Origin of the sequence: Pseudomonas sp. GW531-T4, from assembly GCF_017349615.1 — a bacterium.
In the GTDB taxonomy this organism is placed as follows: Bacteria; Pseudomonadota; Gammaproteobacteria; order Pseudomonadales; family Pseudomonadaceae; genus Aquipseudomonas; species Aquipseudomonas chlororaphis_I.
In genome coordinates this window covers 175775-202161 of record NZ_JACMZT010000008.1, presented here as the reverse complement: position 1 = coordinate 202161, position 26387 = coordinate 175775, and the positions used below count along the sequence as shown (strand labels likewise).

34 protein-coding genes are annotated in these 26387 nt (G+C 59.0%); 1 reads left to right on the top strand and 33 read right to left on the bottom strand.

Annotated elements, in window-relative coordinates; all coding sequences use genetic code 11:
- Positions 1–7 precede the first annotated feature (7 nt).
- The 8 genes from J4D28_RS09180 to J4D28_RS09145 form a co-directional block, all read right to left on the bottom strand.
- Entirely contained in the window at positions 8–616 is a 609-nt protein-coding gene (locus J4D28_RS09180) for a phage baseplate assembly protein V (RefSeq protein ID WP_038630729.1), read from the bottom strand.
- Positions 617–619: 3 nt separating this feature from the next.
- Entirely contained in the window at positions 620–1144 is a 525-nt protein-coding gene (locus tag J4D28_RS09175) for a hypothetical protein (RefSeq protein WP_103330358.1), read from the bottom strand.
- 225 nt (positions 1145–1369) lie between these two features.
- Positions 1370–2134, bottom strand: coding sequence for an N-acetylmuramoyl-L-alanine amidase (locus J4D28_RS09170; protein ID WP_103330361.1), 765 nt, complete (start codon positions 2132–2134; stop codon positions 1370–1372).
- Positions 2135–2300: 166 nt separating this feature from the next.
- The gene (locus J4D28_RS09165) at positions 2301–2648 is read right to left on the bottom strand and encodes a phage holin family protein (protein WP_009047293.1); all 348 of its coding nucleotides are present in this window, start codon (positions 2646–2648) and stop codon (positions 2301–2303) included.
- Positions 2649–2750: 102 nt separating this feature from the next.
- Complete coding sequence (locus tag J4D28_RS09160) at positions 2751–3332, bottom strand: DUF642 domain-containing protein (protein ID WP_009047292.1); 582 nt, start codon at positions 3330–3332, stop codon at positions 2751–2753.
- Between the two features lie 8 nt (positions 3333–3340).
- The gene (locus tag J4D28_RS09155; RefSeq protein WP_080577932.1) at positions 3341–3529 is read right to left on the bottom strand and encodes a Com family DNA-binding transcriptional regulator; all 189 of its coding nucleotides are present in this window, start codon (positions 3527–3529) and stop codon (positions 3341–3343) included.
- Positions 3530–4072: 543 nt separating this feature from the next.
- On the bottom strand, positions 4073–4807 hold the full coding sequence (locus J4D28_RS09150; RefSeq protein ID WP_028681850.1) for an XRE family transcriptional regulator: 735 nt from the start codon (positions 4805–4807) through the stop codon (positions 4073–4075).
- A 367-nt stretch (positions 4808–5174) separates the two neighbouring features.
- Positions 5175–5492, bottom strand: a complete 318-nt coding sequence (locus J4D28_RS09145; RefSeq protein ID WP_103330364.1) for a hypothetical protein — start codon at positions 5490–5492, stop codon at positions 5175–5177.
- A gap of 160 nt (positions 5493–5652) precedes the next feature.
- Between J4D28_RS09145 and J4D28_RS09140 the strand changes: the two genes are divergently transcribed.
- Entirely contained in the window at positions 5653–5991 is a 339-nt protein-coding gene (locus J4D28_RS09140) for a hypothetical protein (protein ID WP_256587534.1), read from the top strand.
- A gap of 9 nt (positions 5992–6000) precedes the next feature.
- Here J4D28_RS09140 and J4D28_RS09135 read toward each other — a convergent pair whose 3' ends face one another.
- From J4D28_RS09135 to J4D28_RS09015, 25 genes are all read right to left on the bottom strand, one after another.
- Positions 6001–6507 carry a lysis system i-spanin subunit Rz gene (locus J4D28_RS09135; protein WP_219733828.1) on the bottom strand — a complete coding sequence of 169 codons (507 nt, stop codon included), beginning with the start codon at positions 6505–6507 and terminating at the stop codon, positions 6001–6003.
- Between the two features lie 11 nt (positions 6508–6518).
- On the bottom strand, positions 6519–7070 hold the full coding sequence (locus tag J4D28_RS09130; RefSeq protein ID WP_103330371.1) for a glycoside hydrolase family 19 protein: 552 nt from the start codon (positions 7068–7070) through the stop codon (positions 6519–6521).
- Between the two features lie 60 nt (positions 7071–7130).
- Complete coding sequence (locus J4D28_RS09125; RefSeq protein ID WP_103330373.1) at positions 7131–8168, bottom strand: acyltransferase; 1038 nt, start codon at positions 8166–8168, stop codon at positions 7131–7133.
- 76 nt (positions 8169–8244) lie between these two features.
- The gene (locus J4D28_RS09120) at positions 8245–8667 is read right to left on the bottom strand and encodes a phage tail protein (protein WP_146043817.1); all 423 of its coding nucleotides are present in this window, start codon (positions 8665–8667) and stop codon (positions 8245–8247) included.
- Between the two features lie 14 nt (positions 8668–8681).
- The gene (locus J4D28_RS09115) at positions 8682–9509 is read right to left on the bottom strand and encodes a hypothetical protein (RefSeq protein ID WP_146043818.1); all 828 of its coding nucleotides are present in this window, start codon (positions 9507–9509) and stop codon (positions 8682–8684) included.
- 11 nt (positions 9510–9520) lie between these two features.
- A complete protein-coding gene (locus J4D28_RS09110; protein WP_103330376.1) occupies positions 9521–10120 on the bottom strand; it encodes a YmfQ family protein in 600 nt (199 codons plus the stop codon).
- Positions 10111–11148: a baseplate J/gp47 family protein gene (locus tag J4D28_RS09105; RefSeq protein ID WP_103330379.1), complete on the bottom strand. Its 1038-nt coding sequence runs from the start codon at positions 11146–11148 to the stop codon at positions 10111–10113. The genes J4D28_RS09110 and J4D28_RS09105 overlap by 10 nt, the downstream gene beginning before the upstream one ends.
- Positions 11138–11536: a phage GP46 family protein gene (locus tag J4D28_RS09100; RefSeq protein ID WP_103330634.1), complete on the bottom strand. Its 399-nt coding sequence runs from the start codon at positions 11534–11536 to the stop codon at positions 11138–11140. Before J4D28_RS09100 ends, J4D28_RS09105 begins: the two co-directional genes overlap by 11 nt.
- Before the next feature lie 2 nt (positions 11537–11538).
- Positions 11539–12045 (bottom strand): phage baseplate assembly protein V, encoded by a 507-nt coding sequence (locus J4D28_RS09095; RefSeq protein ID WP_103330382.1) that lies wholly within the window; start codon positions 12043–12045, stop codon positions 11539–11541.
- Positions 12042–13157, bottom strand: coding sequence for a phage baseplate assembly protein (locus tag J4D28_RS09090; RefSeq protein WP_103330384.1), 1116 nt, complete (start codon positions 13155–13157; stop codon positions 12042–12044). Before J4D28_RS09090 ends, J4D28_RS09095 begins: the two co-directional genes overlap by 4 nt.
- Positions 13158–13159: 2 nt before the next feature.
- Positions 13160–14467, bottom strand: coding sequence for a DNA circularization protein (locus tag J4D28_RS09085; protein WP_103330387.1), 1308 nt, complete (start codon positions 14465–14467; stop codon positions 13160–13162).
- Positions 14467–16527 carry a phage tail tape measure protein gene (locus J4D28_RS09080; RefSeq protein ID WP_103330388.1) on the bottom strand — a complete coding sequence of 687 codons (2061 nt, stop codon included), beginning with the start codon at positions 16525–16527 and terminating at the stop codon, positions 14467–14469. Before J4D28_RS09080 ends, J4D28_RS09085 begins: the two co-directional genes overlap by 1 nt.
- A gap of 130 nt (positions 16528–16657) precedes the next feature.
- On the bottom strand, positions 16658–16954 hold the full coding sequence (locus J4D28_RS09075) for a phage tail assembly protein (protein WP_103330389.1): 297 nt from the start codon (positions 16952–16954) through the stop codon (positions 16658–16660).
- Positions 16951–17298: a phage tail tube protein gene (locus J4D28_RS09070; RefSeq protein ID WP_103330392.1), complete on the bottom strand. Its 348-nt coding sequence runs from the start codon at positions 17296–17298 to the stop codon at positions 16951–16953. Before J4D28_RS09070 ends, J4D28_RS09075 begins: the two co-directional genes overlap by 4 nt.
- A gap of 60 nt (positions 17299–17358) precedes the next feature.
- On the bottom strand, positions 17359–18855 hold the full coding sequence (locus J4D28_RS09065; protein ID WP_103330395.1) for a phage tail sheath subtilisin-like domain-containing protein: 1497 nt from the start codon (positions 18853–18855) through the stop codon (positions 17359–17361).
- Positions 18855–19061, bottom strand: a complete 207-nt coding sequence (locus tag J4D28_RS09060; RefSeq protein WP_103330398.1) for a DUF2635 domain-containing protein — start codon at positions 19059–19061, stop codon at positions 18855–18857. The genes J4D28_RS09065 and J4D28_RS09060 overlap by 1 nt, the downstream gene beginning before the upstream one ends.
- Complete coding sequence (locus J4D28_RS09055; RefSeq protein WP_103330401.1) at positions 19058–19648, bottom strand: hypothetical protein; 591 nt, start codon at positions 19646–19648, stop codon at positions 19058–19060. The genes J4D28_RS09060 and J4D28_RS09055 overlap by 4 nt, the downstream gene beginning before the upstream one ends.
- 57 nt (positions 19649–19705) lie before the next feature.
- Positions 19706–20227, bottom strand: a complete 522-nt coding sequence (locus tag J4D28_RS09050; protein WP_103330404.1) for a hypothetical protein — start codon at positions 20225–20227, stop codon at positions 19706–19708.
- Positions 20220–20627 carry a head-tail adaptor protein gene (locus tag J4D28_RS09045; RefSeq protein WP_103330406.1) on the bottom strand — a complete coding sequence of 136 codons (408 nt, stop codon included), beginning with the start codon at positions 20625–20627 and terminating at the stop codon, positions 20220–20222. Before J4D28_RS09045 ends, J4D28_RS09050 begins: the two co-directional genes overlap by 8 nt.
- Positions 20628–20643: 16 nt before the next feature.
- The gene (locus tag J4D28_RS09040; protein WP_103330409.1) at positions 20644–20964 is read right to left on the bottom strand and encodes a head-tail connector protein; all 321 of its coding nucleotides are present in this window, start codon (positions 20962–20964) and stop codon (positions 20644–20646) included.
- The gene (locus tag J4D28_RS09035; protein ID WP_103330411.1) at positions 20957–21382 is read right to left on the bottom strand and encodes a HeH/LEM domain-containing protein; all 426 of its coding nucleotides are present in this window, start codon (positions 21380–21382) and stop codon (positions 20957–20959) included. Before J4D28_RS09035 ends, J4D28_RS09040 begins: the two co-directional genes overlap by 8 nt.
- A gap of 40 nt (positions 21383–21422) precedes the next feature.
- Positions 21423–22625, bottom strand: coding sequence for a phage major capsid protein (locus J4D28_RS09030; RefSeq protein ID WP_103330413.1), 1203 nt, complete (start codon positions 22623–22625; stop codon positions 21423–21425).
- A gap of 10 nt (positions 22626–22635) precedes the next feature.
- Complete coding sequence (locus tag J4D28_RS09025; RefSeq protein WP_103330415.1) at positions 22636–23289, bottom strand: HK97 family phage prohead protease; 654 nt, start codon at positions 23287–23289, stop codon at positions 22636–22638.
- Entirely contained in the window at positions 23267–24478 is a 1212-nt protein-coding gene (locus tag J4D28_RS09020; RefSeq protein ID WP_103330417.1) for a phage portal protein, read from the bottom strand. The genes J4D28_RS09025 and J4D28_RS09020 overlap by 23 nt, the downstream gene beginning before the upstream one ends.
- 187 nt (positions 24479–24665) lie before the next feature.
- Positions 24666–26387: a terminase large subunit gene (locus J4D28_RS09015; RefSeq protein WP_207246412.1), complete on the bottom strand. Its 1722-nt coding sequence runs from the start codon at positions 26385–26387 to the stop codon at positions 24666–24668.

The window sequence follows — 26387 nt, the reverse complement described above, 5'->3', positions numbered from 1 at the left end:
CCTCTTATCAAGGGCTGATAACGCGGCCCTGGTGTTCCACCAAGGGGCCGCTGAAGTGGATGCCGGCGCTGTCGAGCAAGATGCCCACCGCGCCCAGCCGCAGCTCGATCGCTTCGGGCCTCATCGCCAGCCGGGCGGGACCGATGCTCAACTCGACCGCCTCGCGGGAAGCGGTGAGCGCGGTCTGGCCGTTGCTCCAGCTCAAGACATGGCCGGCATCGTCATAACTGCTTTGGGTGCCATCGGCGTATTGGCGGCGGGTCAGCGCGGCCAGGGTCGACACCGGTGGAAAGCGGTCGCAGTTGAGGCCGAACAGCGCCACCGACTGGGCCCCGCCGTCGCCGCCACCGTAGTTGAGCAGCAGGCACTGCTCGCCCACGGAAGGAATGCGCGATTCGCTTTGCGCGCCGGCGCTGGGGTTGAAGAACCTGATTGCCGGCGTCAGCAGCTCTCCGTGGCTGACCCGACAGGTGTTGCTGGCCGCATCGACTGACTGGCATACACCGATACGGCAATGGTTTTCCGCTCGCCGGTGCAAGTCATCGAGTTCGGTTTCCATTTCCGCCAGGCGCTCGATGATCGGGCCCAGCTGCATGCGCAGCAGCTCGTCAAACATGGCTCAGCCCTCAAGTGCTTGGTATTGGTCGGGGTCATCGATGTTCGAGACTTCCCAGGTGCGGGCGAACTTCGGTATGCCGGTCGGGTCGTCCAGCAATGGCTGGCCGAGGTACAGCGTCTGGGTGAACGACAGCGTCCAGGCGGCGTATTGCTGCTCGCCGCGAATCAGGGTCGAGGGCAGGCCCTCGAGGTTCATCGGCAGGTCGCACTGCACTGCCGGGAGGCCCCAACGGTTATCCGTAGCGAGATCCTTCAGCACGCTCGCCAGATCGCAGGCCTCGAGCCCGGAACGCTCGCTCCCCACAGCCGCCACGGCTTGCAGCGAGATCGTCAGGACATGGGCGATACGCCCTTCCTGGCTGCGCAGCCCCGGGGCATCGCGCTCGATCGCCATCAGCACCCAGGCCTGGTCGAGCAGACCATCGAAGTCCTGGTGACTGCCAACCTTGAGGCCAAGGCCCGCCCCTCGCAGGGTCTCGGCAATGGCAAAAAACAGCTGCGACGGCTTGTCGATGACGGCGGGCATAGGGGGGGGCTTCCTGTTCGGATATCAGGGTTGAGATTGCGCTGGGGGGGGCTGCGGATGTGGTGCGAGTTGGAGCAGCGGTGAACATCGGTTTGAGCAGGGCTCTGGCTCGCCAGATCGGTGCACGACATCGCGAAGGGCTGGGTGATGCAACGGATGACTCACGAGACTTTGCTGAGGTCCGGCATCACCTTCGATGGAGACCTCAGCCCTGATTTCGCCGAATCAGGCGTACTTCTCGTTCAGCGCATAAAGGATCGCGCAGGTTTCCACATCCAGTTTCCCGGTATAGTTCTTCGGCCTGAAGTGCATCTGGAACGCCCGCACCAGCGACTGGAAGAAGTCATCCGTTGCCTGGGCCGGCACGCCATAGCCGTAGGTGGCGAAGGCCTTGAGCACTTCGGCACGCTCGGGCAGCCCGACAGAGCGGAATTGCTGGACGTATTTCTTCTTGGTCGGCTCGTCGTACCAGGCGCCGATACCGGCCTTGTAGAGTTCTTTCCAGGGCAGCTTGGGGCCCGGATCGGATTTGCGGCCCACCGCGATATCGGAGTGGCCCACCACGTTTTTCGGCGACATGTCCGGATAACGCTGGAGAATATTCAAGGCCAGTTGCTTGAGCGCCTCGACCTGGGAGCGTTCGTAATCCGGGAAAGTGAAGACGCCATTGACGTCGGTGGCCTCGTTGACGATCTCGATGCCGATGGAGGTGTCGTTCAAGCCGCTGCGACCGGCCCAGTCACTGACACCGGCATGCCAGGCGCGGTCTGCTTCGGCCACCAGGTTGAAGATTCGTTGTTCCTGGAAACCCGCGGCCTGATACGTCGGATCCTGCACCGCCGGGATCAGGTAATGGGCACTCGCCGCGCCGGTGGTCAGGGCCTTGACCGACGCCTCGAAGTTCAGCGCCGTGTAATGCAGCACCAGGAACCGCACCCGCTTGTTATAGGGCGCAAGGGTGCGATAGCTGTTGTAGTCGATTGGGATCATGGTTTGCCTCTGTTTGAAACGGATGGATGGACGGCGCTGGGCCGTACCTGGCGCCTCCCTGCCGGGAGGGCCGATTGAGCTCGTTCAATACGAGTACGCGTCCTGCGTCAGGCGGGTATCACGGCAGCGTCGACTCAATGAATCGACGATCTGTTTTGGTGGTTATTCAGGAGTCCGAGCGGGGATCCTTGGGCGGCACTTCGCACACACCCAGCCGCTTGGCCGCCCAGCGCTCGTAGAGCCCGATGGCTACATCAGCGCCCGCCATGGCGGTCAGGCAGCCGAAGGCGCCAGCGGTCCAGATCGATACGCCGGCGGCGTACAGCAGCATGATGGTCGAGACCCCGCAGATCACGCAGGCCCCGGAGCGCAGTGCCAGGCGCCGCAGCAACAACCAGCCGCGGGCGCCCTCCTTGTCGGCGCGCCACATTTCGCCGGACACCCCGCCCACCAGGGCGAGGACGATGACAAGCCAGATCGGCATGTCCAGCAACGCTTGTTGCTCGTTTGTCATGTCACGCCTCCTGGGAGCGTTGATGAGTGCAGGGATTGAGGGCAAGACAGCACCGAGTCACCGGCACTGTCTTCAACCCTGGAAAAGTCCGCTGAACGGGAGTTACAGACGTTCAACAATGACGTTGTCGATAAAGGCAAAGTTGGCGTACGGATTCTGTTCGTTGGAGAACGCCAGGGTCGTTTGCGTGGTAGTGGCGGTGAAGTCGTAGGTCAGGGTGCTCCACTCGATCGCAACGCCTTTGGCGGTCGGCGTATTGAAAGTGGCGGTTTGGCCGGCCACTTTGACCTGTACCACACCGTCGCCCGAACGACCGGCGAACTTCGAATTGCCGGCGCTGAACGTCAGCCGGTACTTGGCGCCAACGACAGTGGCAAAGTTCTGTTGAATGCCCCCGCCGTTGCCATAGACATAGTTCGCCAGGTCAACAATCACCAGGCCATCCGCGGCTACGGAGCCGCCAATCGAAGCCGGCACGTTGAAGTACTCGGCACCGGACAGGAATGTCGTCCAGCCGGTAATGAAGTTGGTTTTTGCCGGGGTATCCAGAATACAGCTACCACTGCAACCGGGCTGTTCAAAGCTGCCGTTGACCAGCAGGTTGGCCGCAACGACATTGGCTGCGGAGCCCAGCAGCACAGCGGCGGCCAGAATGGGAGCGACGTATTTTTTCAAGACTTTCATGTGTTCACCTATGGCTGTGATGGATTGGGTCGTGCTACCGAAGCAGCACTCATGTCGCTCACAGGCGATCGCTCGGGGCTCGTGGCCCTCACATGATTCAGCGTTCCGCACCGGGAACATTTGATCTGGAGTTCTGCATACTCGCCGATCCGGGCGAGCAGTCTCTTGCAATGTCCACATCGGCAATCTTTCAACATCTGCAATGCCTTGTGATGTTCATCGGATCCTTCCTTTTGCATTGGCCATCCAGGGATGAGGCCTGATGTGCCTGTGCGCTTCAGGTAGGCATTCCAAAAAGCCCGGCAATCCGTCGGGCTTTTCAGAATGCGATCCTTCGCCTTCCTTTCATCCTGTGAACAAAAAGGAAGCTGACTTTTCGGCGCTACTGGCGCGGTACGAGTCTATTCAAATTGTTTTTCCGACCGCGGTCCCTGCCCGCCGGATAACTGTTCACGGTGCTTTACGCTGCACACCCGGGTCAGTTGCCAACCCTCTGAACCGTCGAGGCCGGTTCATCGCTGCCTTTGCTTTTGCCACTAAAGAGCGGTGTCGCTCGCCGCTGTCGGGCGGCTTGGAACGAATAATATGCATGGATGCATATACAGTCAATGCACAAATGCATTTATTTATGCGCAAGAAATGCATAGGCGCATGAAGGCCGCATAAATAAAGGCGTGGAGGGTTTTCCGCGGGCACAAAAAAGCCCGCTCGATGGCGGGCTTTGGCGTTATGGGCTGCGGTTAGCGGGCGTACATGCCCCACCAGAAGACATGACCTAAGATGACGATCTGCTCTTCCTGCATTTCCTGGAAGCTGTAGTCCTCATCCGGATGTTCGTCGCGGTTGAAGCTACGCAGGCGAATGCCGGAAGGCAGGCGATAGAGCTGCTTCACTCGCAGCTGGCCATTGTGGTTGATGGCATACAGGTCGCCGTCGATGATGTCGCCGATACCGCATTTGCCGGCATTGACCCCCACCGTGGCGCCGTCGCGCAGCACCGGCAACATGCTGTTGCCGCGTACGGTCACGCATTTGGCCTGGTCGAACTGCACGCCATTGTGTCGCAGGCTGCGCTTGCCGAAGCGCAGACTGGAGCGCTCGCTTTCCTCGATGACGAATCTTCCTGATCCCGCAGCCAATTCAACCTCGCGAAGAAAGGGGACCGACACCTCGTCGTCATCGACGGGGGTATCGTCGTCCCACAGACTTATGTCCTTGAGTTCCGAATGCGGATCGGCCGACCGGGCAGAGGCGACAGCCGCGCGCCCGCGCAGTTGATCGGTGCTTACCTGGAAGTACTCGGCGATCCGCGAGATGTGTTTGTCCGAAGGATCGACAATCTTGCCGCTGAGGATCCGCGAAAGGGTGGATTGAGGCACGCCGGTACGCCGATGGAGTTCCGTGGGGGAAATGCCATCGCGATCGAGCAGCTCTCTTAAGACGGTAGAAACGTTGCGCTTTTGCATAACGCGCATATTGCGGGTTATTTTCGTCGATGACAAATGCTAAAATGCATATTCATGCATAAAACACTCGAAATCCGCCTAGGTTCATCCCTGCGAAGGTCGGACCGCCCATGGTAACCTTGCGCCCATCGCGAAAAAGCCGGGCCCATGCCCTCTGCTTTTGCCCACCCTTTCAACGAATCAACCTGACGACCCGATGAATAAAGCGCTCACCGATCTGTCCTCCCACACGCCGATTATGTTGCAGTATTAACGCAAAAAAGCCCTACAGCCCCGATAGATAAGGGCTGTAGGGCATATTTGACAATTTGAGTTTGACGATCAAACCGCATAGAGGGGCATAGAATGGCGTGCGGTTTGCCCCATTTTTGCCCCACTACTTGAGAAAAGCGTCCGCCGTGTAGGCAGTCTTTCCGCTGGGCATTTGAATGAGCGAACCAACCCCGCCCGCCGCCTTATCGAGGTATGACACCTTTGTTGTCTTAGAAACCATGCGGCATGCACCCGAGGACACCAGACGCATCATCGCAGCCTGATCTTCGTCCACCGACGCCGATATCATTTCTTGCCAATCATCGTAATCGAAACAGATAAATGAGTTGGCCTGCAGGGTTTTAACCGGATAGTCCGCAGCAAAAGCAGGGACGGAGACGGCAACGGAAAGAACAGCACCAAGTGCCCAGAACGGCTTCATAAGAATTCCTTTTGCTTGATAACCTTTCACCATAATACCGCGCACCAATACCGACACAATGGCGGCTTGCCATTACCTGCAGCTCGTCGGCCTGGATGGCGCAGCGTCGCCGCCTCAATTACTGTACATAAAAACAGTAAAAGTAATGCGAGGCCGCACCGTGCACACCGAAGAGATCGAAGACACAGCCGACTGGCTGGGCATTCCCACGCCCCTCGAAATCTGCAGACAGCACGGAGCGCTGCTTGAGAACGAAATTCAGGAACTGACCACCCAACTGCGCGAAGCCAGGCAGAGCATTTTCAAGCTGGTGAATATGCATGCCAAGGCAGAGTGCGAGCGCGAAGAAGTCCTGTCAAAACTACGGGAGCGCGCAGGTGAAGCGGCAAGGATGCGAAAGGAGATAGCGAGCTTGAAACTGTCCGTTAGAAGCATGGACAGAACAAACGAGGATTTGAGGAAACTCATACGCCCCCAGGACGTGAAGCGCTTGCGATAGCCGCCACCCTCACCTCCCCAGCGCCCTGACGTAAGCCTGGCACGCCTGCAAGGCGATCAGCCCCCGGTCGCCGTCGTCGGTGATTCCGATAATTCGTTGAGCATGCGCCGGGTCAAGTCGGGCGCGTGCGGCTCCATGAACCACGCCGCCGGTGGCGGGGGTGGCAGACACTGGGCAGCCGGCAGCACTGGCTTCGGCGTCGAGTAGGACTGACAGCCGGAGATCAGCAGTAGCAAGGCGGTCACGCATACGGCTTTGATTACGTTGGGCATCGGTCAGGGCTCGGTGGTGGGTTTGGTCGCTGGCCTGCAGCTGCTGCTCCAGGGCCAGGCGTTTGTCTTGCTCGGCCCGCCGCTGAGCAGCGGCCGCCAGGTTCAGCTGGTTCAGGACTTCACCGTGCAATCTGGCCTGCTCCGCCAGTTGCCTGCCATAGCGCCAGTCCTGAACCGTCCATGCCCCGCCCGCGCCCGCGGCGAGTAGAAGGCCGGCCAATACCAGAGCACCAGCCAGGCGCAACGCCGCGGGGCTCACTGCAACACCTCCCGCGCCCGCGCCCAGATCTGCAAGCGATCCTCCAGCCCGTTCAAACCACCGTTGATGCGGCGGGTGATGGTGTTGAACTGGTCGCGGTCGGCCAGCTCGTTAAGGCCGTTCTGCTGCCAGAACCAGGCGGCCGACTCGGCGGCCCACTGCGGCTGTTCCAGCAGCTCAGGCGTCCGCAGCAGGCGTTCGTCATCGAACAGTGCAAGGCTGCACTGCCGGTAGTTGTTGTGACCGGTGATCTGGATCAGCCCGCGCCCGCGGTACTTCTGGCCGTCGCCATCGGCCGCCGGGGTATTGCCCAGCTTTTCAGCCAGCTTGCCCGTGTCGTACTTGCTCAGGTACTGGGCACCGCCCAACTCACGCACGTACTGCAACTGGCCGGACTCGTGCCCGATCTGCGCGAGGAAGGCAGTCATGCGTTTGGATGTGTTGATCTGCCGACGGCTCATGGCCGCGTTGAGGGCAGGAACAAAAACGCCCGCTTGGCGGCGGGCGTTGGGGAGGATCTGCAGCAACTGCTGCTCGGTGATCAGCATAATTTTCTCCAGGCGAAAAAAAGCCCGCGTAAGGCGGGCCAATAGTTATTAATTGAATCTTTATGAAACTCCGACACTCTTAGCTGAACGCTTATAAGCGCTAATAAGATATTCTTTAGCAGGCGACTCAAAAAAATGAAAACTAACAGAAGCCGCAACCACCGTCAGCACAAAGGAACATACGAAGTATGCCGCAACCCCATAATCACGCACTATAGAATACAGCGCAATACCAATTAGAAAATGATACAGATAAAAACCATAGCTAATTCTTCCAAGATATCTAAGATATTTAAAATCAACAAGCGCAGACAACACCCTCGAACCATTAACCAGAGAATAAATCAAATAAACACTTATCAGAGCAACGCCGGTATTTGCAGCATAAAGCACGCTAAACCTAGACCCTATAAAGCAGCTTGCAATAAGCAAAGATCCAACAACACCAGACACACAAGAAAATAACACAGAGGCTCTATCATTAACAAAAAGCAATTTCGAAGCAAATAGTCCAGCCAAAAAAAGATCCATTGAGCTTATGACTGAATACCTAATCAACTGAATGTTCTCGCCAGAGAAATAGCCAAGCAGCAGCCTTACAAATATCCACGACAACAAGACAATGAGCGCCACATACTTAGACCTAATCTTCCATGCAATCGCGACAACAAGAGGAAACATAAAATAGAATTGCTGCTCCACACCTAACGACCATAAATGAGCCGGAAACAACGGAGCTCTATGTATGACAGAGGCAACGTCTGAAAGGAATAAAACATTCCAAATAGGAGAAGCCTCATACATATCAAAGAAAAAGAACACAGATAGAAAAACCACCAAAAAATATGCAGGCCATATTCTTGCAATCCTTCGCCAGATGAAAGCGAAGTAATTGCCCTCCCCTGATCTTCTCCAGCTCAATCCGTTAACAAATCCGCTCAATACAAAGAACAAGCTAACGCCCGCATGCCCGATATTGTAAGAGAAACCTGTTGGTATCCAGTGACTGATCGCGACGATGATCACTGCGTAAGCCCGGAGGGAGTCGAGCCCAGAAATATAAAACTCAGGGGAGGCGCGATGAACTGTAGAACCCATTTAACCCATGCCTATATCGATTGAGCGGCTAGAGTAATGCTTTACAGTCAGCTTTGATAGCGCATAGCACAGATGATCAATCAGCCAGCCACGCCGGGGCCTGTGGGCGACAACTAGCATCAGGAAAGCCATCCATCTCTGGCCAACGCCTCAGATTTTTACGGTACTCCTGGAGTTCCTGATACTCTACCGCGCTCAGTGTTGTTTTCTCTCCGCTCTCAAACTCATCTCGATGTCGGGCAACAACGCCATCCGTCTTCAGCAGCGCGTCCGTCCGCCAAACTTTCTCGGAGACTGCCAACTCTTCTCTGGATGGCGCAGGCCTAACTCGAAGAGCTGGTTTCCCTGACTTTTTATCGAAATAGATTTCAAGTCCAGAGTACTGACCTGACATCAGCCCATCGTATTCAGCCTTACTTAGTTCAACTGCATCAGCAGGAATGTTACCCCCGTGGATTTCACCATCATAAAAACCACCAGCACTTTCTGAATAATACATAAACCCACTCCTTTTCAATTGCAGACAAGGATAATTCGAGCGCCGGCCGCCCCGCCGTTCGTTGCTGACCAGGAAACCTTTACCGTGTTATTAGTGCTTTCAATAACATTGACAGCAAATGTATCTGCCTGAGCAGCTGAGCAATTAGAGCCGACCGCACACAAAACACCGTTTGGCGCTGTAATCGGCAATGTTATCGTCTGAAATACGTTTGGGGTTACACCTGTTGAGCTTACCCGAACCCACTGAAGAATTTTACCATTCGCTGATAGCTCATACCCGCTTACTCCAAGCTGTGCAATACCGGCACCGTTGGTTACCAAGATAGTCGAGCTAGAAATATATATAAGTTCCTGAGCAACACCAGGGCGAATAGTAAGAGCTGTAGGGCTTCCGCTCGCATTCGGGGCACCAAATGCCATACCTGCCGGAGCGTTCACGACTATAGAGCCAGAACTTGCCCCACATTGGATATAGAATCTTGCCCCAGCATAAAGACTTGCAAAGCTTGGAAGACTTACCACGCCGCCCGATGTAATGTTTGCAACCACTACATACCCAACATCTGCTGCTGTTAGGTTAGCGCTCGCCCCTAGAATCCGAACACCAGCCATAGACCCAGCCGATGCATGGATAAGATTCTTGATCGCCACCGTTAACTGGGTCAGGTCACCTTCATCCGGAGTCTGGCCACTGGCAGCAATGACATTCAATACCTCGTCGGTAACAGAGTTGCCCCAAGCCGAGGGGATCAATGAGCCGGGTGTGCCGGTCAGTTGGTTTTCATCAACAAACTTCCCGCCCACTAACCCAATGTTTGGCACGCTTTTCGGATAATCCACACTCTTACCTCTCAGTCATAATTGATGTGCACAACGGTGTGCGCGGGAGCCGGCCGACGTATCAGGCATTCGATGGCATTACCGGGGTTCTCGCCGAAACGCTCACCCCAGTAGGTGACACCGAACCGACGCCCCTTTCGCTGACGCCCGCCGGTATTCAGCGTCCACATGAACTGCGCGCCCCAGGTACCAAAGTGCGCAATGCCGAAACGAGAACGCCCCATCCGGGGCGCTCGGTGTTCGGTGACAGTTGCACTCGGGTATCCCTGACTAACCGCGATCTCGATGAAGTACGCCGGGGTTTGCCCACCGACTTCGACCAGTCGTCGACGAACCGCCAGGCGTCTGTCCTCGAAGGCAGGGTTGGGGCCGAGACAAGCGTCGGGTAACCCCATCACGGCCTCCCAATCCGGCACCAACTCGCTGACGCCGGAGGGGTCCATTTCATTCAGCAGATCCACCGCCCTGGCATCGAGCCGCGAAAACTCGACGGCAACACCGGATAAGATCAGATCGATTTCAGGAACAAGCTCAGGATCCCAGGCCGGGCCGGCGGGCAGCAGACCGCGCAGCTGGCGGCGATACTGATCGGCAGTACGAGCTACAGCCATGTGACACCTCCGAAGGTCAGAAGCTGATTCGTCGCCGCCGGAACATCAGCCACCGGCGCCGTCAGCTGATGATCGGTCTCACCCGCTGACCCGCTGATGGCTTCACGGATGTGGCTGATCAACAGCGTCTCACCCAGCCCTGCCTCGCGATTGTGCAGATCAATCAACTGCTGAACGATTGCCGCACGAACAGCAGATGTGTCCGGTACAGCATGAATGCTGTAGAGAACGGGATGCTCAACCGGAGCCAGTACGTACAGTTCAGCTGTGACCGGGCGCAGTGGCTCGATGTAGCTCTTCACCTCAGCCAGTTGCACGGGGGTTGGAACCGGCTCGGCATCATCATCACGCATCACGAACAGCCCAACCGTACCCGGGCCCAGGTAGTTTCGCCGGCACCACGCGCGGGTGATCCCCGCAACCTCCAAGGCCCAAGTCTCGTAGTCGTCGGCCGAGCCACCGTGCGGGATCACCCTGTATGAGCGGATCACCCGGGCTCGCAACGACTCCACGCTCTCCCGAGCGATACCGCCATCGAGCCCCGGCGCCAGCACAGTGAACGAATTCGTCACGCCGGCAACCGGCTGCACCAAGGTGAGCACCAGACCGGCGTCAGCATTACCGAGCGACCCGGCGTCCACCGCTTCAATCTCTGCTGTGTTCGCCCCTACTACAGTGGTGACACCTGTAGTTACCTTGTAGGTGCGACCATCGCTGGCCTGCAACACCGTATCGACATCGAGTACGGCACCAGCCACCGCGGTGAAGCCAGCCACCCCAGACGCCGGCTGTGCTGGCTTGCGCGGTTGGTTCAACCTCAGCGCGGCGATACGCTCCAGGGTTTCCTCATCAGCCGTATCTGGCAGAACTTGGTCTACGATCCAGTCGAGGTATCCATACAGGCCATATGCGGCACCGGACAATGTGCGGGCCAGCACCTGGGCATCCGACCGACGCAGCGCGTCACCAGCCAGATCTGCCTGTGTACGCTCTACCAGCACTGGGAGAGATGGCGTGTTAAACGGCATAGATCACCTGCCATGCAGAAGGTTGTTTGATTTCAAGGCGCGCACCGCTGGCGACGGTCAGCGTGGGGATCAGGTTTAGCCGATTGATGTCGACATGTTCGCTAGCGATATCGATAGCGGTCACATGCCCGTCATCGAGCAACCACTGCAACGCCTCACGGGCGTAGAACTCGGCATCGCGCTGAGTCTGCGCGGTCAGCTTGACCCGCCGTAGCAACCACAGCCGAGAGCCGATGCGGTCATCGGCAATAGCCGGGTAACTGTCTCCCCACCAACCGAAGCGCTCGTCGTCATCGATGGGGTCGTCTGTCTCGGCTCGACGCCAGGTGTAGAGGCTGATGATCACCGCACGAATCAGCGCGGCTTCAAGCTCAGAAGAAATGACCACCATCACCCCCCCGCCACAGGCGCGCCGCTCTGGCCGCTGCCGGCCTGAACACCACCGTGAACGTGTCCGATCTGACTGATCCCACCGGCCACCTGATCGCCCTGGGAAACGATTTTCCCGGTCTGGTTGATCACGGGTGAATCGATGTTCACCGCGGCGCTCGCCTTGATGTTCAGCGTTCCGGTTTCAATGTCGATGATCCGACCGCGCTTGAAGTGCACCCGGTCGCCCTCATCGGTGTAGATGGCCACCTCGCCGGGCTTCAGGGCCTGGATCCGGTACCGGCGATCAGAAGCCACCAGCACCACCGAATGGGAGCGATCCCCACCGATGAACGCCGCCAGCACCTCAGCACCCGCTAGCGGGTTGCTGGTGAAGCCATAGGGCTCGAAGTGCTCGGCGTTGTCCTTAAGTTCGCCCGCCGTCAGCCGGAGCTGCAGGGCCTGCAACTTTTTCGCGGCATCGACAAGGACCACCGTGCCGCGGGCCAGCATGTTTTTCATGTTCATTTTTTGGGCTCGTAATCGGCAGGAATGAGGTATTCGAAGTTGTCGCCCTTGCCGCCCTTCTTCAGCTTCCGGCGGCTGAGCGGATCCTTCGGTTCGGGCTCGAAACCATCGGGCGGCCCCACTTCCATTTTCGTGAGCATGCCCTGCTCGCTGAGGGAGTAAGTGATGCGCGCAATCAGCATGTCGCGGTCGAGGCCGATGATCGGATCGATCACCCGGACAATGGTGTTATGCCGCCACAGCTGCCCGTTTGACTGTCGCCACCCCTGAACTGAGATCGTGACGGTCAGCGCCTTGCCCATCCGGTTCCCGCGCTCCCAGTTCGCCCGGGCCTGGGCCAGATCGCTGGTCAGCTGGCCCGACTGCTGAATGACCATCACCCGCCGGCGGGCCACACGACTATCCGTAACCGTGGCGGACACTTCGGAGGCCGCCGCGCCGAATTCATCATCGGTGCCGCTCTTCTGACCCAGCACCTGGTACTCGGAAAACACCGCTGAGAAATCAAGCGGCGCATCCGCGCTCAGGATGTTCTTGCCCACCTCCAGCGCATCGAAGGTTCGACCCTCACTACCAACGCTGGCGAGCACCGCCACACCGCTAGCGTCGTCGGTGGAAAACACCCGGAACAACGTCAGCAGGCGGTCGATGGAGTCAAACACGGTTTCGCCGGGCTCGATGGTATGGTCGGACAGCTTCGCCCCTTCGGGGATCTCGCTCTTAACGGAGATCCCGTAAGGTGCCGCCAGAGCCTTGACGATGGACAGCACCGGCTGATTATTCCACTGCCCGGGCTTGTTGATCGCCGCGCAGTCCACCAGGTCAGCGGTAAGGGATCGGCCGGTGATCGACTTGGTAACCTGACTGGCGTCATGGCTGATCGGAGACGCAAACACCCAGCCGGTTAGCACCAGATCGCTACCAATCCGGACCTGGCACTTGCTGCCCTCCTTAACCGGAATGTTCTGGATCTGCCCCGGCCACTTCCACGTCAAAGACAGGGTGAAAGAGCGGGCCTGATCCTCAACCCCGGCTGTGACTTCTACCGATTTCCAGCCGAAGTAATCCAGGCCATCAACCGTCAGGCTGACCGCATTTTGATCATCAGGCATGGTTACCTCTGGGCGATTTTGATCGGCACCGGAGGCACAAAGCCCGGGTGCCGAATGCGATTGCGCTGCACGACTTCCGGCGCTCGCGTCGCATCACCGAAGCGACGGTACGCCAGCACCAGCGCTGACAGCGTTTCAGGGGGAGTGATATCAACCAGACGCACGCCAGAAGCAGCTACTGCCGTGAGGTGCTTCACCACGGTCTGGCGAAAGCTGTTCAGTACCAGATAATGTTCAGGGTCCGCCTTGAGCGAAGCCTCAAACACCGCCTCATTGAGGTTGTCGCGCAGCTCGATTACATCGTCAGCCACCGGAACCTCGGGCCGAACTTCCGGCAGGATTGCTTGCTGCTCGACAGAAGGCGTCGACTCAATCAGCTCCGGCTGCGTGGCCACGGGCATTTCACTGACGATCAGCCCGATCTGCACCAGCACCGCGTCCTGAACCAGGTTCGCCGTAGCCTGAGACGCCGCGGCAGTATCGACACCACCACCCGAGCTGACGACATTGATGCTGCTCACCGCCTCGGTCTGCTGCGCAGCCTCAGCTACAGCACCGCGATACCCCGAAACATTGGCCAAGCTGCTGGCCGACTCACGCCCGACGCTCGATTCTCCACCACCAGTGCTTGAGCTGAAAAAGTTGAAGCCGGAAAAGCTGCTGAAGTAGCCGGAGAACAGCGACGACAGCGAACCAGGCGAGTTCATCAGCGACTGGGCAAACCCAGTTACATCGCTAAATACACTCACGAATGGCGCGAAGTGCTGCTGAATCACCGAGAACACACCCGAGAGGCTATTGCGCATCTGCAGCAATCCCAGCCGAGCCTGGTTCACGGTGGCCATTGCCGTCTTGTAGCGGTTGAGCGAGGACGTCAGCAGGCTTTCAGATGAGTTCACCACCTGGGCCTGAGTGTTGACCTTGGCCCCCGGCATTTTCAGCGGCATGTCCGGGTAGAAGGTCAGGTCAAAGACCACCATCCCCCCGGCCGTCAGGTCGTGTGACATGTCGCATTCACCCGCCTTGACCTGCAGGCGGCCGAGCCAGGGGTGCACCAGCTCGCCACCGCCCGGCGTCTCCAGCGCCTCGATCAACTTGTCGCGCCGCTCGAAGCAGTCATCACCGATGATCCACGCCGTCATCTTGTGAACCTGGGACTGCTTACCCATCTGCTCGAAGAACGGAGTATCGCGCTGCGGGAATTCGTGCAGCTGCCCTTTCATACCCACCGGCACCGAGGTCTGAGGGATCAGGAAACTGACCCCCCGGAACGATGCCGGCAACAACTGATCACGCCACGTTGCTGTCATTAGCCTGGCCTCATTACTCCGATAGTTCGGGTTCCTACGCTGGGCTTGATGCTCAGCCCGGGCTGGTTTGTTTTCGGCTGCTCGACAGTCGTACCAGGCGGTGCACCGGCGATGTTGATTTTCAACTCACCGTTGAGTTTCTGCGCCCCGGCCGATGCCGACTGCTGCAACAGCGTGCTGGATTCGCCCGCAAGATTCGGGCGACTTAACAGTTGCTCAGTCTTGGGAATGTTCATGGCGTTGCGCATGGCCCGCCGGGAGCGCTGGTCATCCTCAACGTAGCCGGCGGACAACCACGATCCATCCCCGCCGCCCTCGCCCGCGTTGCGCTTGCGCTGGGCCTCGGTGAACGCCCCCACCTGCTGCGTCGCAGTTTTGATCAGGCCCTGCCCGCCTTCACCGCCGCCGAACCATTCCATGATGGGTTCAATTATTGGTTTCAGCTTGCCCCACAGATCCTGGAACCACGCAGTGATCGGCCCCCAGTGCTGCACAATCAGGCCCATCGGCGACCAATCGAACATCGTCCGGAGGAAGTCCACGACCGGAACCGACAGCGCCCGGAGCAGATCCCACAGGGCAGAGAAAAACTCTGTGATAGGCCCCCAGTTCTCAACAATGCTGCCGATGGGAGTCCACATCACAAACGACTTGAACCAGCCCCAGGCCACCATTAGAGGCGCCTGAACACTTCGCCACAGCGCCGAAAAGAACGGCTCCATCCGTTCCCAGTTGGCAATGATCAAGCCCGCGGCCGCAGCGATCGCCACAGCAATGATGCCGATGGGAGTCGCCGCAAAGGCTATCCCGGCAAGGCGAACGGCGACGGTAGCAGCCAACGCCGCAACACGAATTGCGGTGAAGGCAATACCGGCCGCAGCCAGGCCACGCACCAACGCCGGGTTAGCCTCGACGAGCGAAGCCACCCGGGAAATCATTGGGCGAAACGCAGTAGCCACAAGATTGACGGCAGGCAACAACGCGTCACCGATAGCCCGCGCCACACTCGCCGCCGCGTTGCGCATAAGCTGCAGGTTGTTTGCCGTCGTGGCTGCCCGAGACGCATACTCGGCATCCATTGAGCCGCCGTATTTCTTCTGATTGGTCACCTTCTTCAGGTTGCTTTTCAACAGGGCAAGGTTCGTCAGCAGCGGCGCGATAGCCGTAATCGACTCAGTACCGAACAATTGGCCCATCAGGCCGGCCTGCTTGTCTTTGTCGACCGTACTGATGCGATCCAGTATGTCTAGCACGGTGCCCTGGGCATCTTTCTGCATCGACTTCGCGACAGCTTTGGAATCCAGCCTCAACGACTTGAACGCCTGGGCCTGGGCTTTCGTTGCCGAAGAGCCCTTTGTCATCGCGAGCATGAAGTTCTTGATACCCGTCGCGGCCACCTCTTGCTCGATCCCCACCCCCGCCATCGTGGCGCCCAAGGCTGCAATCTGGCCGGACGCAAGGCCAGCAATCTCACCCAGCGGGCCGATACGCGTCACGATATCGGAGATCTGTCGCGTGTTCGCCGGCCCTGTGTTGCCGAGGTAGTTGATCTTGTCCGCGAGTTCGATCACATCGTCCTGGGTCATTTTGAAAGAGGTTCGCCACTTGGCCATCATGTCGCCGGACTGCTCGGCAGTCTGGTCAAAGGCAATCCCCATCTTCACCGCCGCCTCTGCGAAGCCCAGCAGCTCTTCGCGGGCGATACCCGACTGACCACCCGCCGCCACAATCTTCGCGATGTCGCCGGCGGCCATCGGCAGCCGCTCCGACATCCGGCCGATATCGTCCCCCATCTGCCGGAACTGCTCGGGGGTATCGAAGTTGACGACCTTTTTCACGTCGGCCATCTGCGACTCGTAGTCGATGGCCGCCCGGATCCCTGCGACAAAAGGCGCGGCCAGTGCGCCCCCGGCAACGACTTCGCCGAAGTTGATCTTGCCGAGGCCGGTCTTATCGAGTCCTTTCTTGAAGCCTGCAACGTTCTTGCGGATCCCGGCGAGCTTCGGCGACAGCTTGTCGACGCCGGTGATCAACGCCTTAAGCTGGAACTTGTCCGCCATCACTGCACCTGCTGAAGTTCGTTTATGCGTTGCGCGTGCTCGAGGGATTCCGTGAGCACATCCAGCGGCCTGGCCATCATCTGTTCGGGGTCAACCTTCCAGAACCAGGCCAGGTCGTAGGCGACTGAAGTCAGGTCGGCGATGGAGCCGATGCCGCACTCATGAAAAAACTGGCCACCGACCAGCTCAGGCTGTTCAAGTCGGAAAGGTCCAGCTGATTGACCGAGGAAGGAGGAATACCCGCGCACACTGCGATGTATTTGGCGGCGACATCCATGTCCAGGCTGACTTCCTCGTTCTTGTCGATCTTGTACGGCAGCGCCTTGATGGCCCGTACTTCCTGCACGGTCGGACGGCGCAGAGTGAGTTCGGTCAGGGCCTCGCCGTGGGCTTCAATGGCTGTGTTCAGCTTCACGATGTCGGTCATTGCCATACCCCTTTGATACCGTCGAATTGCAGTTCAATGCTGCCGTCATCACCTTTCGAGACTGGCTCGTCGACCATGTAGGCCCCCGACAGCACATAGACTTTTCCGTTGTTGAACTCGCAGGTGATGGTCATATCCTTGCCTTCAGTCAGCGTCTTGATCGTGAGGTCAGGCGTGTGAAGAACCGTCATCTTCAAGTAAGGAGCCAGCGGCTCTTCCTTGAAGAAGCCCGGGTAAACCGTCTCCCGCTTCTTATCTGAAAGCGGTGCCTCGGCGCCGCCGGTGACGGTCAACTGCATACCGTCGACCTTGATGTACGCCGTACCCGCAACTTTTTGACCCATGGTCTGAATCTCCAGAATGAAAAAGCCCGCTCGGGGCGGGCTGGGTGATCGTGGTCAGTGTTACGCCGCGGCGTCGTACTGCAGCCGGAACTGATTGAGCAGCGCGAAGATGCGCAGGCCGTTGATGTAGTCCGGCGGGAACAACACGTTGACCCGGCTCGGGTCGTTGCTGTCGCGCTCGACCACCAGGTGCTCGGCGAACAGCTCGGCGTTTTCCACATGGCCTTCCAGTTCGAGCTTGGCGTACTGGGCGATCAGCTCGCCGCGGATGGTGTTCGGCGTAACGATGGGCTGACCGGCACCGAACTGCGTTCCGTCGCTGGCCAATTTATGCCGACCGTACTTGCTGGTGATCACGCCCTGCAGGCGACGGATGATGTACGCCGACTGATGCATGGTTTCGCTGTCCAGGTAGGAGTTGTCGGCCTGGCCGTAGGCGTTCTTCTGGTAGGTGGTGATCGAGCGCTGGATGCGCACATAGCCGCCTTCGTAGTAGGCCGTGGCGATACCGTAGGTCAGCAGCGACTGGCGCTCGGTCAGGGTAAAGCGTTCGCTGGCCGGCGCCGGATCGACACCCGGTAGACTGCCGCTCTGGGTCGGCCGACTGGCGTCCGCCGAGATAAACACCGCCGTGCGCGCCGCCAGTGCCGCGGCCTGTACCCAGACGGGCTGGGGCACCCCCGGCTCCAGCGCCTGGATGGTCATGTGCTGGTCGTTGCGCGCCTGCCCTGCCGCGACCAAGGTGCCGAGGGTGCCACGCTTGGCGCTGTAGACGTGACCGAACAGTTGCTTGGCCCAGCTCCAGCGCCCCACGTTGTCATCCATCGCCCCCATCCAGGTGTTCAGGCTGGTCGTGTCAGACCAGGGCATACAGATGAACTCGAACGGCTCATCACCCAGCGCAGCAACTGCATCAACCTGGTCTGGCACGCCCACGCCCGCAGCCATGGCGGTCGTCGCAACGGTGATGCCCGCCGGCGTCGCTTCGCCGTTGGCCTTGCCGAGCCGGTTCAGCTCGATGCTGATGTCGTTCCCGCTATCACCCGACCACTTGCAGGTCAGCGTGACAACACCCAACGCCGCAACAGCCGTCACGGGCAGGTCTGGCGTGGCGTTGATCTTCACTGCCAGCGCCGCGGCGACAGCAACAGCTGTCGCAGCAGATGCCACCACAGACTGAACACGCACGCCGCCCACGTAAAGATTCAGCAGGCCGGCTTCGGTCGCGGTACCGGTGATCGTGACCGAAGCCGTCGCGGCGACGCCTGTGTCGTTCTTCAGCGGCAGGCACCAGACCTCGCCGACCGGATCAGCCTTGCGCCAGGTTTCGTACATCGCCGCCAGCATCGAGCCCTGGCCGCCAATATCCTTGGCCAGACCCAGGCTCGACACCAGCACCAGTTGGCCCACGCTCGGACTGATGGCATCGTCGTTGACCTGGGCGACGATCAGGCGGCGCATGGCCGACGAAGCGCTGTTGGCAGCCGAGTTGTCCATTTCCGCGTAGAACAGCGGTACCCGGATATCGGCCGGGATATTGCTGAATCCGATAGCCATTATTGCGCTTCCTCGGGTTTCGCCGCTGTGGCGGCCTTGGTGGATTGGGCCTTGGCAGGCTTGAGGGTGACGTCACCGTCAGACTGACGGCGGCGCCACCAGGCGTTATCGGGAACAGAACGACCTTCTACCGGCAACAGGTCGCCGGCTTCCGGGTCGGGCACAGAACGGCCAGAGGCCGGCACCACTGTGATGCGATTGGTCATGGTGTTACGTCTCCTGTGAATCTCGCTTCAATGCGCCCGTCTGGGCCGGGGCGTTGCAGGTTCGGATCTGCTGGGTCGATGCAGTCCATGTTGATGTTCGCGCCAGTGAATGGCGGCAGGCCGTCCAGCTCCAGTTCATGCCACGTCTCGGCCGGGTCACCCGGCCGGTTGCGGCCGAGCCGGAACTGCGCGACGAAGTTGAACTGGTACACCACGCGAGCGCGACTGATGTGCAGCAGCGCTCCCTTGACGTACTCCGCGGGGGTGTACTCGGGGGATGGCTTCCAACCCGCCAGGGCGCGCCAGAGTTCGGCGCGAACCTCGTGCAACAGATCGTTGGCCTCCTGACCGCGCTCGTCCTTGGGCTCAAGCACAACAACAACGCTGAACTGGTCCGTGATGTCCTGCAGCACCGCGTTCTGGGCTCTGCTGGGCTCCGCCGCGTCGGCCGAGGCGATCACGTAAGCCGCCGGCAGATCAAGCTTGGCGCTTTCGGCTACAGCATCCCAGTCGATACCGCCGGCCACCCGACCGGCAAAGATCGGGCAACGCTCGCGCATCTGGGCGACGATGGGGTTTATCTTCATTGGTTGTTTCTCGCGCATAAAAAACCCGCCGAAGCGGGTTTGATGTCAGAGGGAAAATCAGCCCAGAGCGGCAGCGAAAGCCGCCTTGAGGATGCTCTGCACGTCCGAGTTGGAATCCTGCAGGGCATCGGCCATGTAGTTGTCACGGGGCTTGATACGCCACTCCCCCGCGGCGCGTTCTGCAATTGCAACTGCCCGGGCACCTTTTGCCCGGCGGTTGGATTTTCCAAGGCCCTTGCCCGGCGCCAGCTTGCCGAGGCGTCGGCCTTTCTTCACGCCGTAATGCAGGTAGGCCGGGTAAAACTCAGCCATCGCTGACGTCTTGCGCGGAGCGATCCGCACAAGGAAGCCCGACCGCGACACCTTGAACGATATCGACTCAAGCGTCGTACCCGTCCGGTTGATCGGATAGCCATCCTGGCCCTTGCCCAGCGCCAGGTTCATCTGCGCCCGCTGGGTCACCAGCCGCCCCACCTTGCGCATCCCTGCGCGGATCTGGCGCTTGTCGAAGGCGTCACGCTGGAAGTTGTCGAAGCCTTCGACGTGCAGATAGCCTTCAAGCGATGCCGAGTTAGCCATATACCCCCCCATCCGACTGGATTGCGCCGAGTTCCTCGACCTCAAGCAGGGTGAAACGGCGGGTGTCGTTCATGTCGGCACTGCGTTTGACTCGATACACCGGTGTCCCGGGCGTCACTTCGACCTGGCCTGGCGCCCCAGGCACAGCATGCACATGCACAACTTCATGTGCATCGGTAATGCCATTCACCAACCTGAGCGAGATCCGGTGAGTCATCTTTACATCGGCCTGTATCGAATCGACGTAAGCGCCAGTACCTACAGGCTCGATTCTGGCCCAGCGGCCCTTCAGCTCTGAAAAACTCGAATCGATCCCCATGTCATCCGCCGGCGAATCCGTTCGCCGACGCACAGCAACACGGCGATTCAGGTCGCCAATTGACGGTTCGCGATAGCCCATTGCTCAGCCCCCGTAATCAAATATTGCTCCAGCGGTGCGGCCTCCACAGCGCCTGGGTTGCCATTGGCAACTCCGACAGCTGCGCAGAACCAGAGGCCACGGTTTCGCGGTAGACGTACCACTGACCGATGAGCAAAAGGGCTCCCTGCCGAATGCCCTTGGTCATGAACAACGAATTCCCCACCGGGTCGGGCAATACGCCTAAAGGATCAACCAGCTTGCGATTGGTCCACGTTTCAAAGGCGCTCAGGGCCGCCTCCGTGTAGCCCTGAATAAGTTCATCCTCATCGTCATGGTCAACCCGCAATTGAGCCTTGACGGTGGCCAGGTCAATCATTGACCGGCACCAAAGCCTGCAGATCTTCCTTCTTCGCTGATCCGTCGAAGGTAATGCCTTTGGCAGCGAGCCAGCCCTTCAGCTGGGGAACGGTCATTTTGAGCGGGTCGGTTTCACTCTCGGCATCCTTTTGCAGTTGGATCGCTGCGGCGATCTCTTCCTGCGAACTACGCGAAACATAACCAGTCGGCGGGTAGTTCTCAGCCAGGTAACCCGCTTCAATCCACTCAGCAATGGTCGGCCCGTCTTGACGCAGATCCGACGAGCGCTGACGGTCAAGGTACTCGGCCACGCCCAGGTGCTCAACCGCCACCAGAGCGCAACGCTCCGAGACATCCTGCTCACCAGCTTTAACCTCGACGACATGGTTACCATCTGGGGCGAATGGAAACGGTTTTTTCACGAGAATAATTGGCATAAATCCTCCAGAGGGTGGGCGCCGAAAGGCGCCCGCCAGATCAGGCAGCGCTCAGGGTCAAAACCTTGATCGCCCGGGAGTCGACGAGCATGCCGCCTACGCGCTTGGTGGTGTAGAAACCAACGTAGGGCTTGTTGGTGTAGGGGTCACGCAGCACACGGGTGCCAAGCCGGTCGACGATGGTATAGCCGCGTTTGAAGTCACCGAACGAGATAGCGTTAGCATCAGCCGCAACATCCGGCATGTCTTCGTTCTCAGTGATGCCATAGCTGAGCAGGCTCGACGGCTGGCCCAGCTCCAGGCCCGGACGCCACAGATAATCGCCATCGCTGTTCTTCAGCTTACGAACATAGGCTACCGTCAGATTGTTCATCATGAAGATAGCGCCCTTGCGGTAGCCAGCCTTCAGCGCCTGTACCAGGTCGATCAGGTTGTCACCAGTGATAACCCCGGCAGTACCGGTGTTGAGTTTCTGAAGCGTGCCGAAAGGCCGTGTCTTGTCCCCGACGGCTGCCATTGCATAGGCAAGATAGCCCTTGGGCTTATTGGTCCCATTCCCCAGAGTGAAGGCATTGCCTTCCTTCTCGGAAAACTCGACAGCAACATCACCATTCAGCCAGGCTTCTGCATCAAAGAAGATGTCATCCAGGCTCGTTTGCGTAGCTTGCGGGTTCGCGTACAGCTCACCCATGTACGCAGAAATAGGCGCCAGTTTCGGGGTGCCCGTTTCTGGGCGATCATCAGTTTCGCCCACCCAGCCAGAGCCGGAACCACCGAGGTTCGCCAGACGGCTGTAGTTCGAAGTACCAATGGTGATCTGATTGCAGACCTGGCGCATTGGCGACTCGTCGCGCAGCAGCTCGATAATGTTGCGGTCCAACTCTTCTGGAACGGCGTAACCACCATCGGCCTCGACGCCGATTTGCAGAGCCTTGGCCTGAAGATCACTCAAACCAGTGTCGACACCCTTGCGGACGAACTGCATGAACGCGGCCTTGTGTTCGCTGGCGGCCTTGGTGCCGGTGCCGTCCGGACGCTTGAGCGCGAGCAGCTCTTTTTCCAGCGCGCTCTTCAGCTCGTCCAGTTCGGACAGCTTTTCGTTCAGGGTGTCCACCTGGCCTGACAGCTTACCTTTCTCCGCTTCCAAACCATCGATTCGCTTGTCGTTGGTGGCCTTGAACTCGTCGAACTTCTTGCCCAGGGCTTCGGCAACTTCTTTGATATCTTTTTCTTCAACAGCCATGAGAGGCTCCTTACATTCGGGACAAAAGGGATTTCAGGGATTGCATTGCGTCGTCGGCATCCGCCTCTCGCGGTGATACTGCGCCGTAGCCCTTGGCCATGAAGGCCTTGGCCTGGGAGCCAGAAAACCCAACCTCTCGAAGGGCTCGCTCCACTTTGCTAGGCGGCGGGGTTTCGCCTCGCGCCAGCAGAGATTTCACATCGGTGATTCGGGCCTCGTCGTTGGCCGGAAAGGTGACCAGAGAGACCTCCCATAGGTCGATTGCCTTCAGCAACCAAACGCCCGTTTCCTTGTTGTACTCGTAGTCATCAAGCAGGTAGCCGATGGACATACCGGACAAACTGCCTGCTTTCATGTGCCCATGGGCCCGTTTTGCCAGCGGATCAACATCGATCAGCAGCCGGCCTTTTACGTAGAGCCCCACATCGTCTTCGCGCATCTCGGTGTAAACACCGATTGGCTCGTGCATGTTGTGCTGCCAGAGCATGGCCGGATGCCGGACTTTCTCCTTCCACTTCGCCAGACTGGCCTGGAAGGCGCCACGGACTACAACATCGCCGTAGCTGTCCTCGACTCCGAATACCGAGCCGTAGCCCTCGAACTCTCCGCTATCGCTGACCGACTTGATGGTCAGCGGCACGTCAAGACGCTGTTTTGTCTGCATCGTCGGCAGCCTCTGGGTTGGTGGTCATGTTCATTGGAGTGAGGTAGATGTCGCCGCCCTCGCGAGGGTTCTCATCTTCCAGTTCGCGGCAGTCGTTTGGGCTCAGGATTCCCCACTGGATACCCTGGCCATAGGACGCGTAGCGTCCCTTTAGATCGCCACGCATCAGGGCACCTGCATTGAACTTGGCGTAGTGGTTCAGGCGGTCTTTCTCGTTGAGAAGCCCCACCTGAATGCGGTGCTCAATGCGGGTCATGATCGGAACCAGCGAGTAGTTCACAAAGTTCATGCCCATCTGTTCGGTATTGTTCAGCGTCATCTTTTCCATGTTCGCCACCATGTGGGGCGGTACACGGAACAAACCGCAGAGCTGTGACTCGGTCAGTTTTTTTGACTCGATGAACTGAGTATCAACGGCACTCAAGCTGATCGGCTTCCAGTCCAGGCCCATCTCCAGAATCATGGGCTTGTAGGCATTGGCTACCCCCATGTGTTCACCCTGGAACTCCGTCTTCAGACGATCGAATGCCTCGTCTGTCAGCTCCTGTTCTGTACGCAGAACACCACTGGTTACCGCTCCATTAGTGAAGAGTTTCGCCGCGTGGGTATCCATGGCCTGACCCAGGCCGAGCTGCTGCCGGGCATACGCGATGGGGTTCAGTCCGTTCAGGCCATCCAGGGTGAACAACCGAACGTGCCAGATCTCGTCCTGCGTCAGAACGCGACGCCCCGACTTGAAGTCGACGGCGTACTCGACGGTCCAGTCGTCTTTCAGCCGGGGGGTGACTATGTCCGGATTGATCGGCAGCAACTCCCCGACATTGCCAAGAGCATTGACCTTGTAGGCGAAGAAGTTGCCACGCAGACACAGGCAGGCAACCAGCAGCTCCCAGAACTCCTGCGCAGTCATGAAGCCGTTTGGCGCCATAGTCAGCAGTGGATAAAGCCGGTGACCTGTGGCAGGCAGGCGGACACGCCCATCCTGTTTCACTAATCGGCAAGGCAGCATGCCGATAGACTCAGCAAGTACCCTGACACAGCTGAACACCACCAGCTGTTGCAGTGCGCTGGTGGTGGTAACCCGCTGTCCAGAGGCGCTTTCGTATCCAACACCGATCGCCTGCGCGAGTTTTTCCGGCGAGTCGATTACCTGGGGGCCGCTCTTTCTCCCCAACAGTGCGCGAAGCATTACCGGCCACCCCGCGCTACTGATACAACAGATAGAACGAGTAGTAGCGAGCCACAGGCTGTCAGGGCCACAGCTTCACCCCACCCGACCCAGAGGCCACGAACCAGCAATGCCAGACCGAGCAAACCAACAAGATCAGGCAGCGCCTCCTTCAACACGCCAAGAATTGGCACCTTATTTTCATTGGTCATAGGGTTCTGATTCCGTGTTTTGTGATGTGGTCAGAAAGGCTCTTCTTCACGGCCACTCGCGAATCAGCAGCGCCGATTGCCATCGCCAAGACCACAACGCCGTCGATACGGCCGGTGCTCTTGCGCTTGTGGAACCAGCGGTTGTCCTTCTGGTCCGCGTCCAGCACCGCGCTTGCAGCGTTCCACCGCAACACGGGGTTGGTTTTGATCCTGATGTTTTTCTCGGTGATGGCTGTTTCGGTCAGCTCAATAGATCGAGGCATCCACAGCCCTGTTTCCTTCGAGACAGCCACACCCTGGCCATGCGCAAGCAACGGCACTTCGATACCCCGAGACTCCAGCTCGGGCCTGAAGTACTTGATGCGGTACGCGTCGAAGGCGAGCCCTTCAATGTTGAAACGCGATGCGAGTTCACCCAGGCGAGCGGCTACAGCACCGTAGTCAACGGCCTGCCCCGCAGGGGCATGCAGAAACCCGGCACGAAGCCAGGCGTCATATGGCACACGATCCAAACGCGCCCGCTCATACAAGGTGTCGCCTGGCGTCCAGAACTCGACGAAGGCCTTTTTCAACCGCGGGAAGTAAAACCCCAGCGCCGTAAGATCTCGGGTACCCGAAAGGTCGAGGCCGCCGTAACACAGCTCACCTTGCGGAATGCTCTCGATATCGAAATCATCCTCACAGGCCAACCACACATCAGCCGAAAGCCAGGGGTTTGCAGCATCGACCCATTCGCAGAAGTTCAAACGACGAACCGTCGATTCCTTCGATGGCATACCGCGAGCTTCGGTGACCTGCTCGCGCAGGTACTTCAACCCCGGCACCCCGCCGTTGGAGTCCCCAGGCTTTCCGAAGGCCAGGCTGGGGTTCGATTTGTACCAGCACCCCTCGTCCTTGAAAGGGTCGTCGCCCTGGTCCAGCGAGCAGATGAACGCAAAAACGCTGTCATCGACTTTGGTGCCGGAGCAGACCGCCTTGCCGTATTCGTGGTACTCGTAGCAGATCGAAGTCCGGTCATGGCCGCTGTTTGTGATCATCACGATCAGGGCTTGTCGGCGGCTCTTGGTACCGGCGCGGATCATGTCCACGACCATCCGGGTCTTGTGCTCGTGGATTTCATCCAGAAGCGCGATATGCGGCCGCGGGCCTGACTGGCCGTCGTCGGCGCTGATCGGTCTGAAGAAACTTCCCGAGGAGTGGTGCGCCAGGTTCCAGACCTTTTCCCCGCGCCCCGATTTTTCGATGCGCTCGGCCAACAGCGCCGACTGATCGACCATCGACACAGCATCACGAAAGAGGATCATCGCCTGATCTTTTTTCGTGGCCGCCGCATAGATCTCAGCTCGGGCCTCACCGTCGGAGGTCATGCCATACAGGCCGATCCCGGCTGCGAGTGGTGATTTACCGGAGCCTTTCGCCGTTTCGGTGTAGGCGGTACGGAAACGCCGGTACCCGTCTGCCCCCTTCCAGCCAAACAGTGAGCCGACGATGAATGCTTGCCAGGGGGCGAGCAGGAACGGCAAGCCTTCGTACTCGCCGCCGTTGAGGTGTAGCACCTGCTCGAAGTAGCCGATGGCGTGATTCGCCGCCTCCAGATCCCAACGCAACCCACGCGCCGGGCCCAGGGCCAGGTCATTGATATGTCGCTGGCACGCATCGCGTACCGAAGGGCCGGCGATAATCTGACCGGCTAGCACATCCTCGGCGAATGCCGTCAC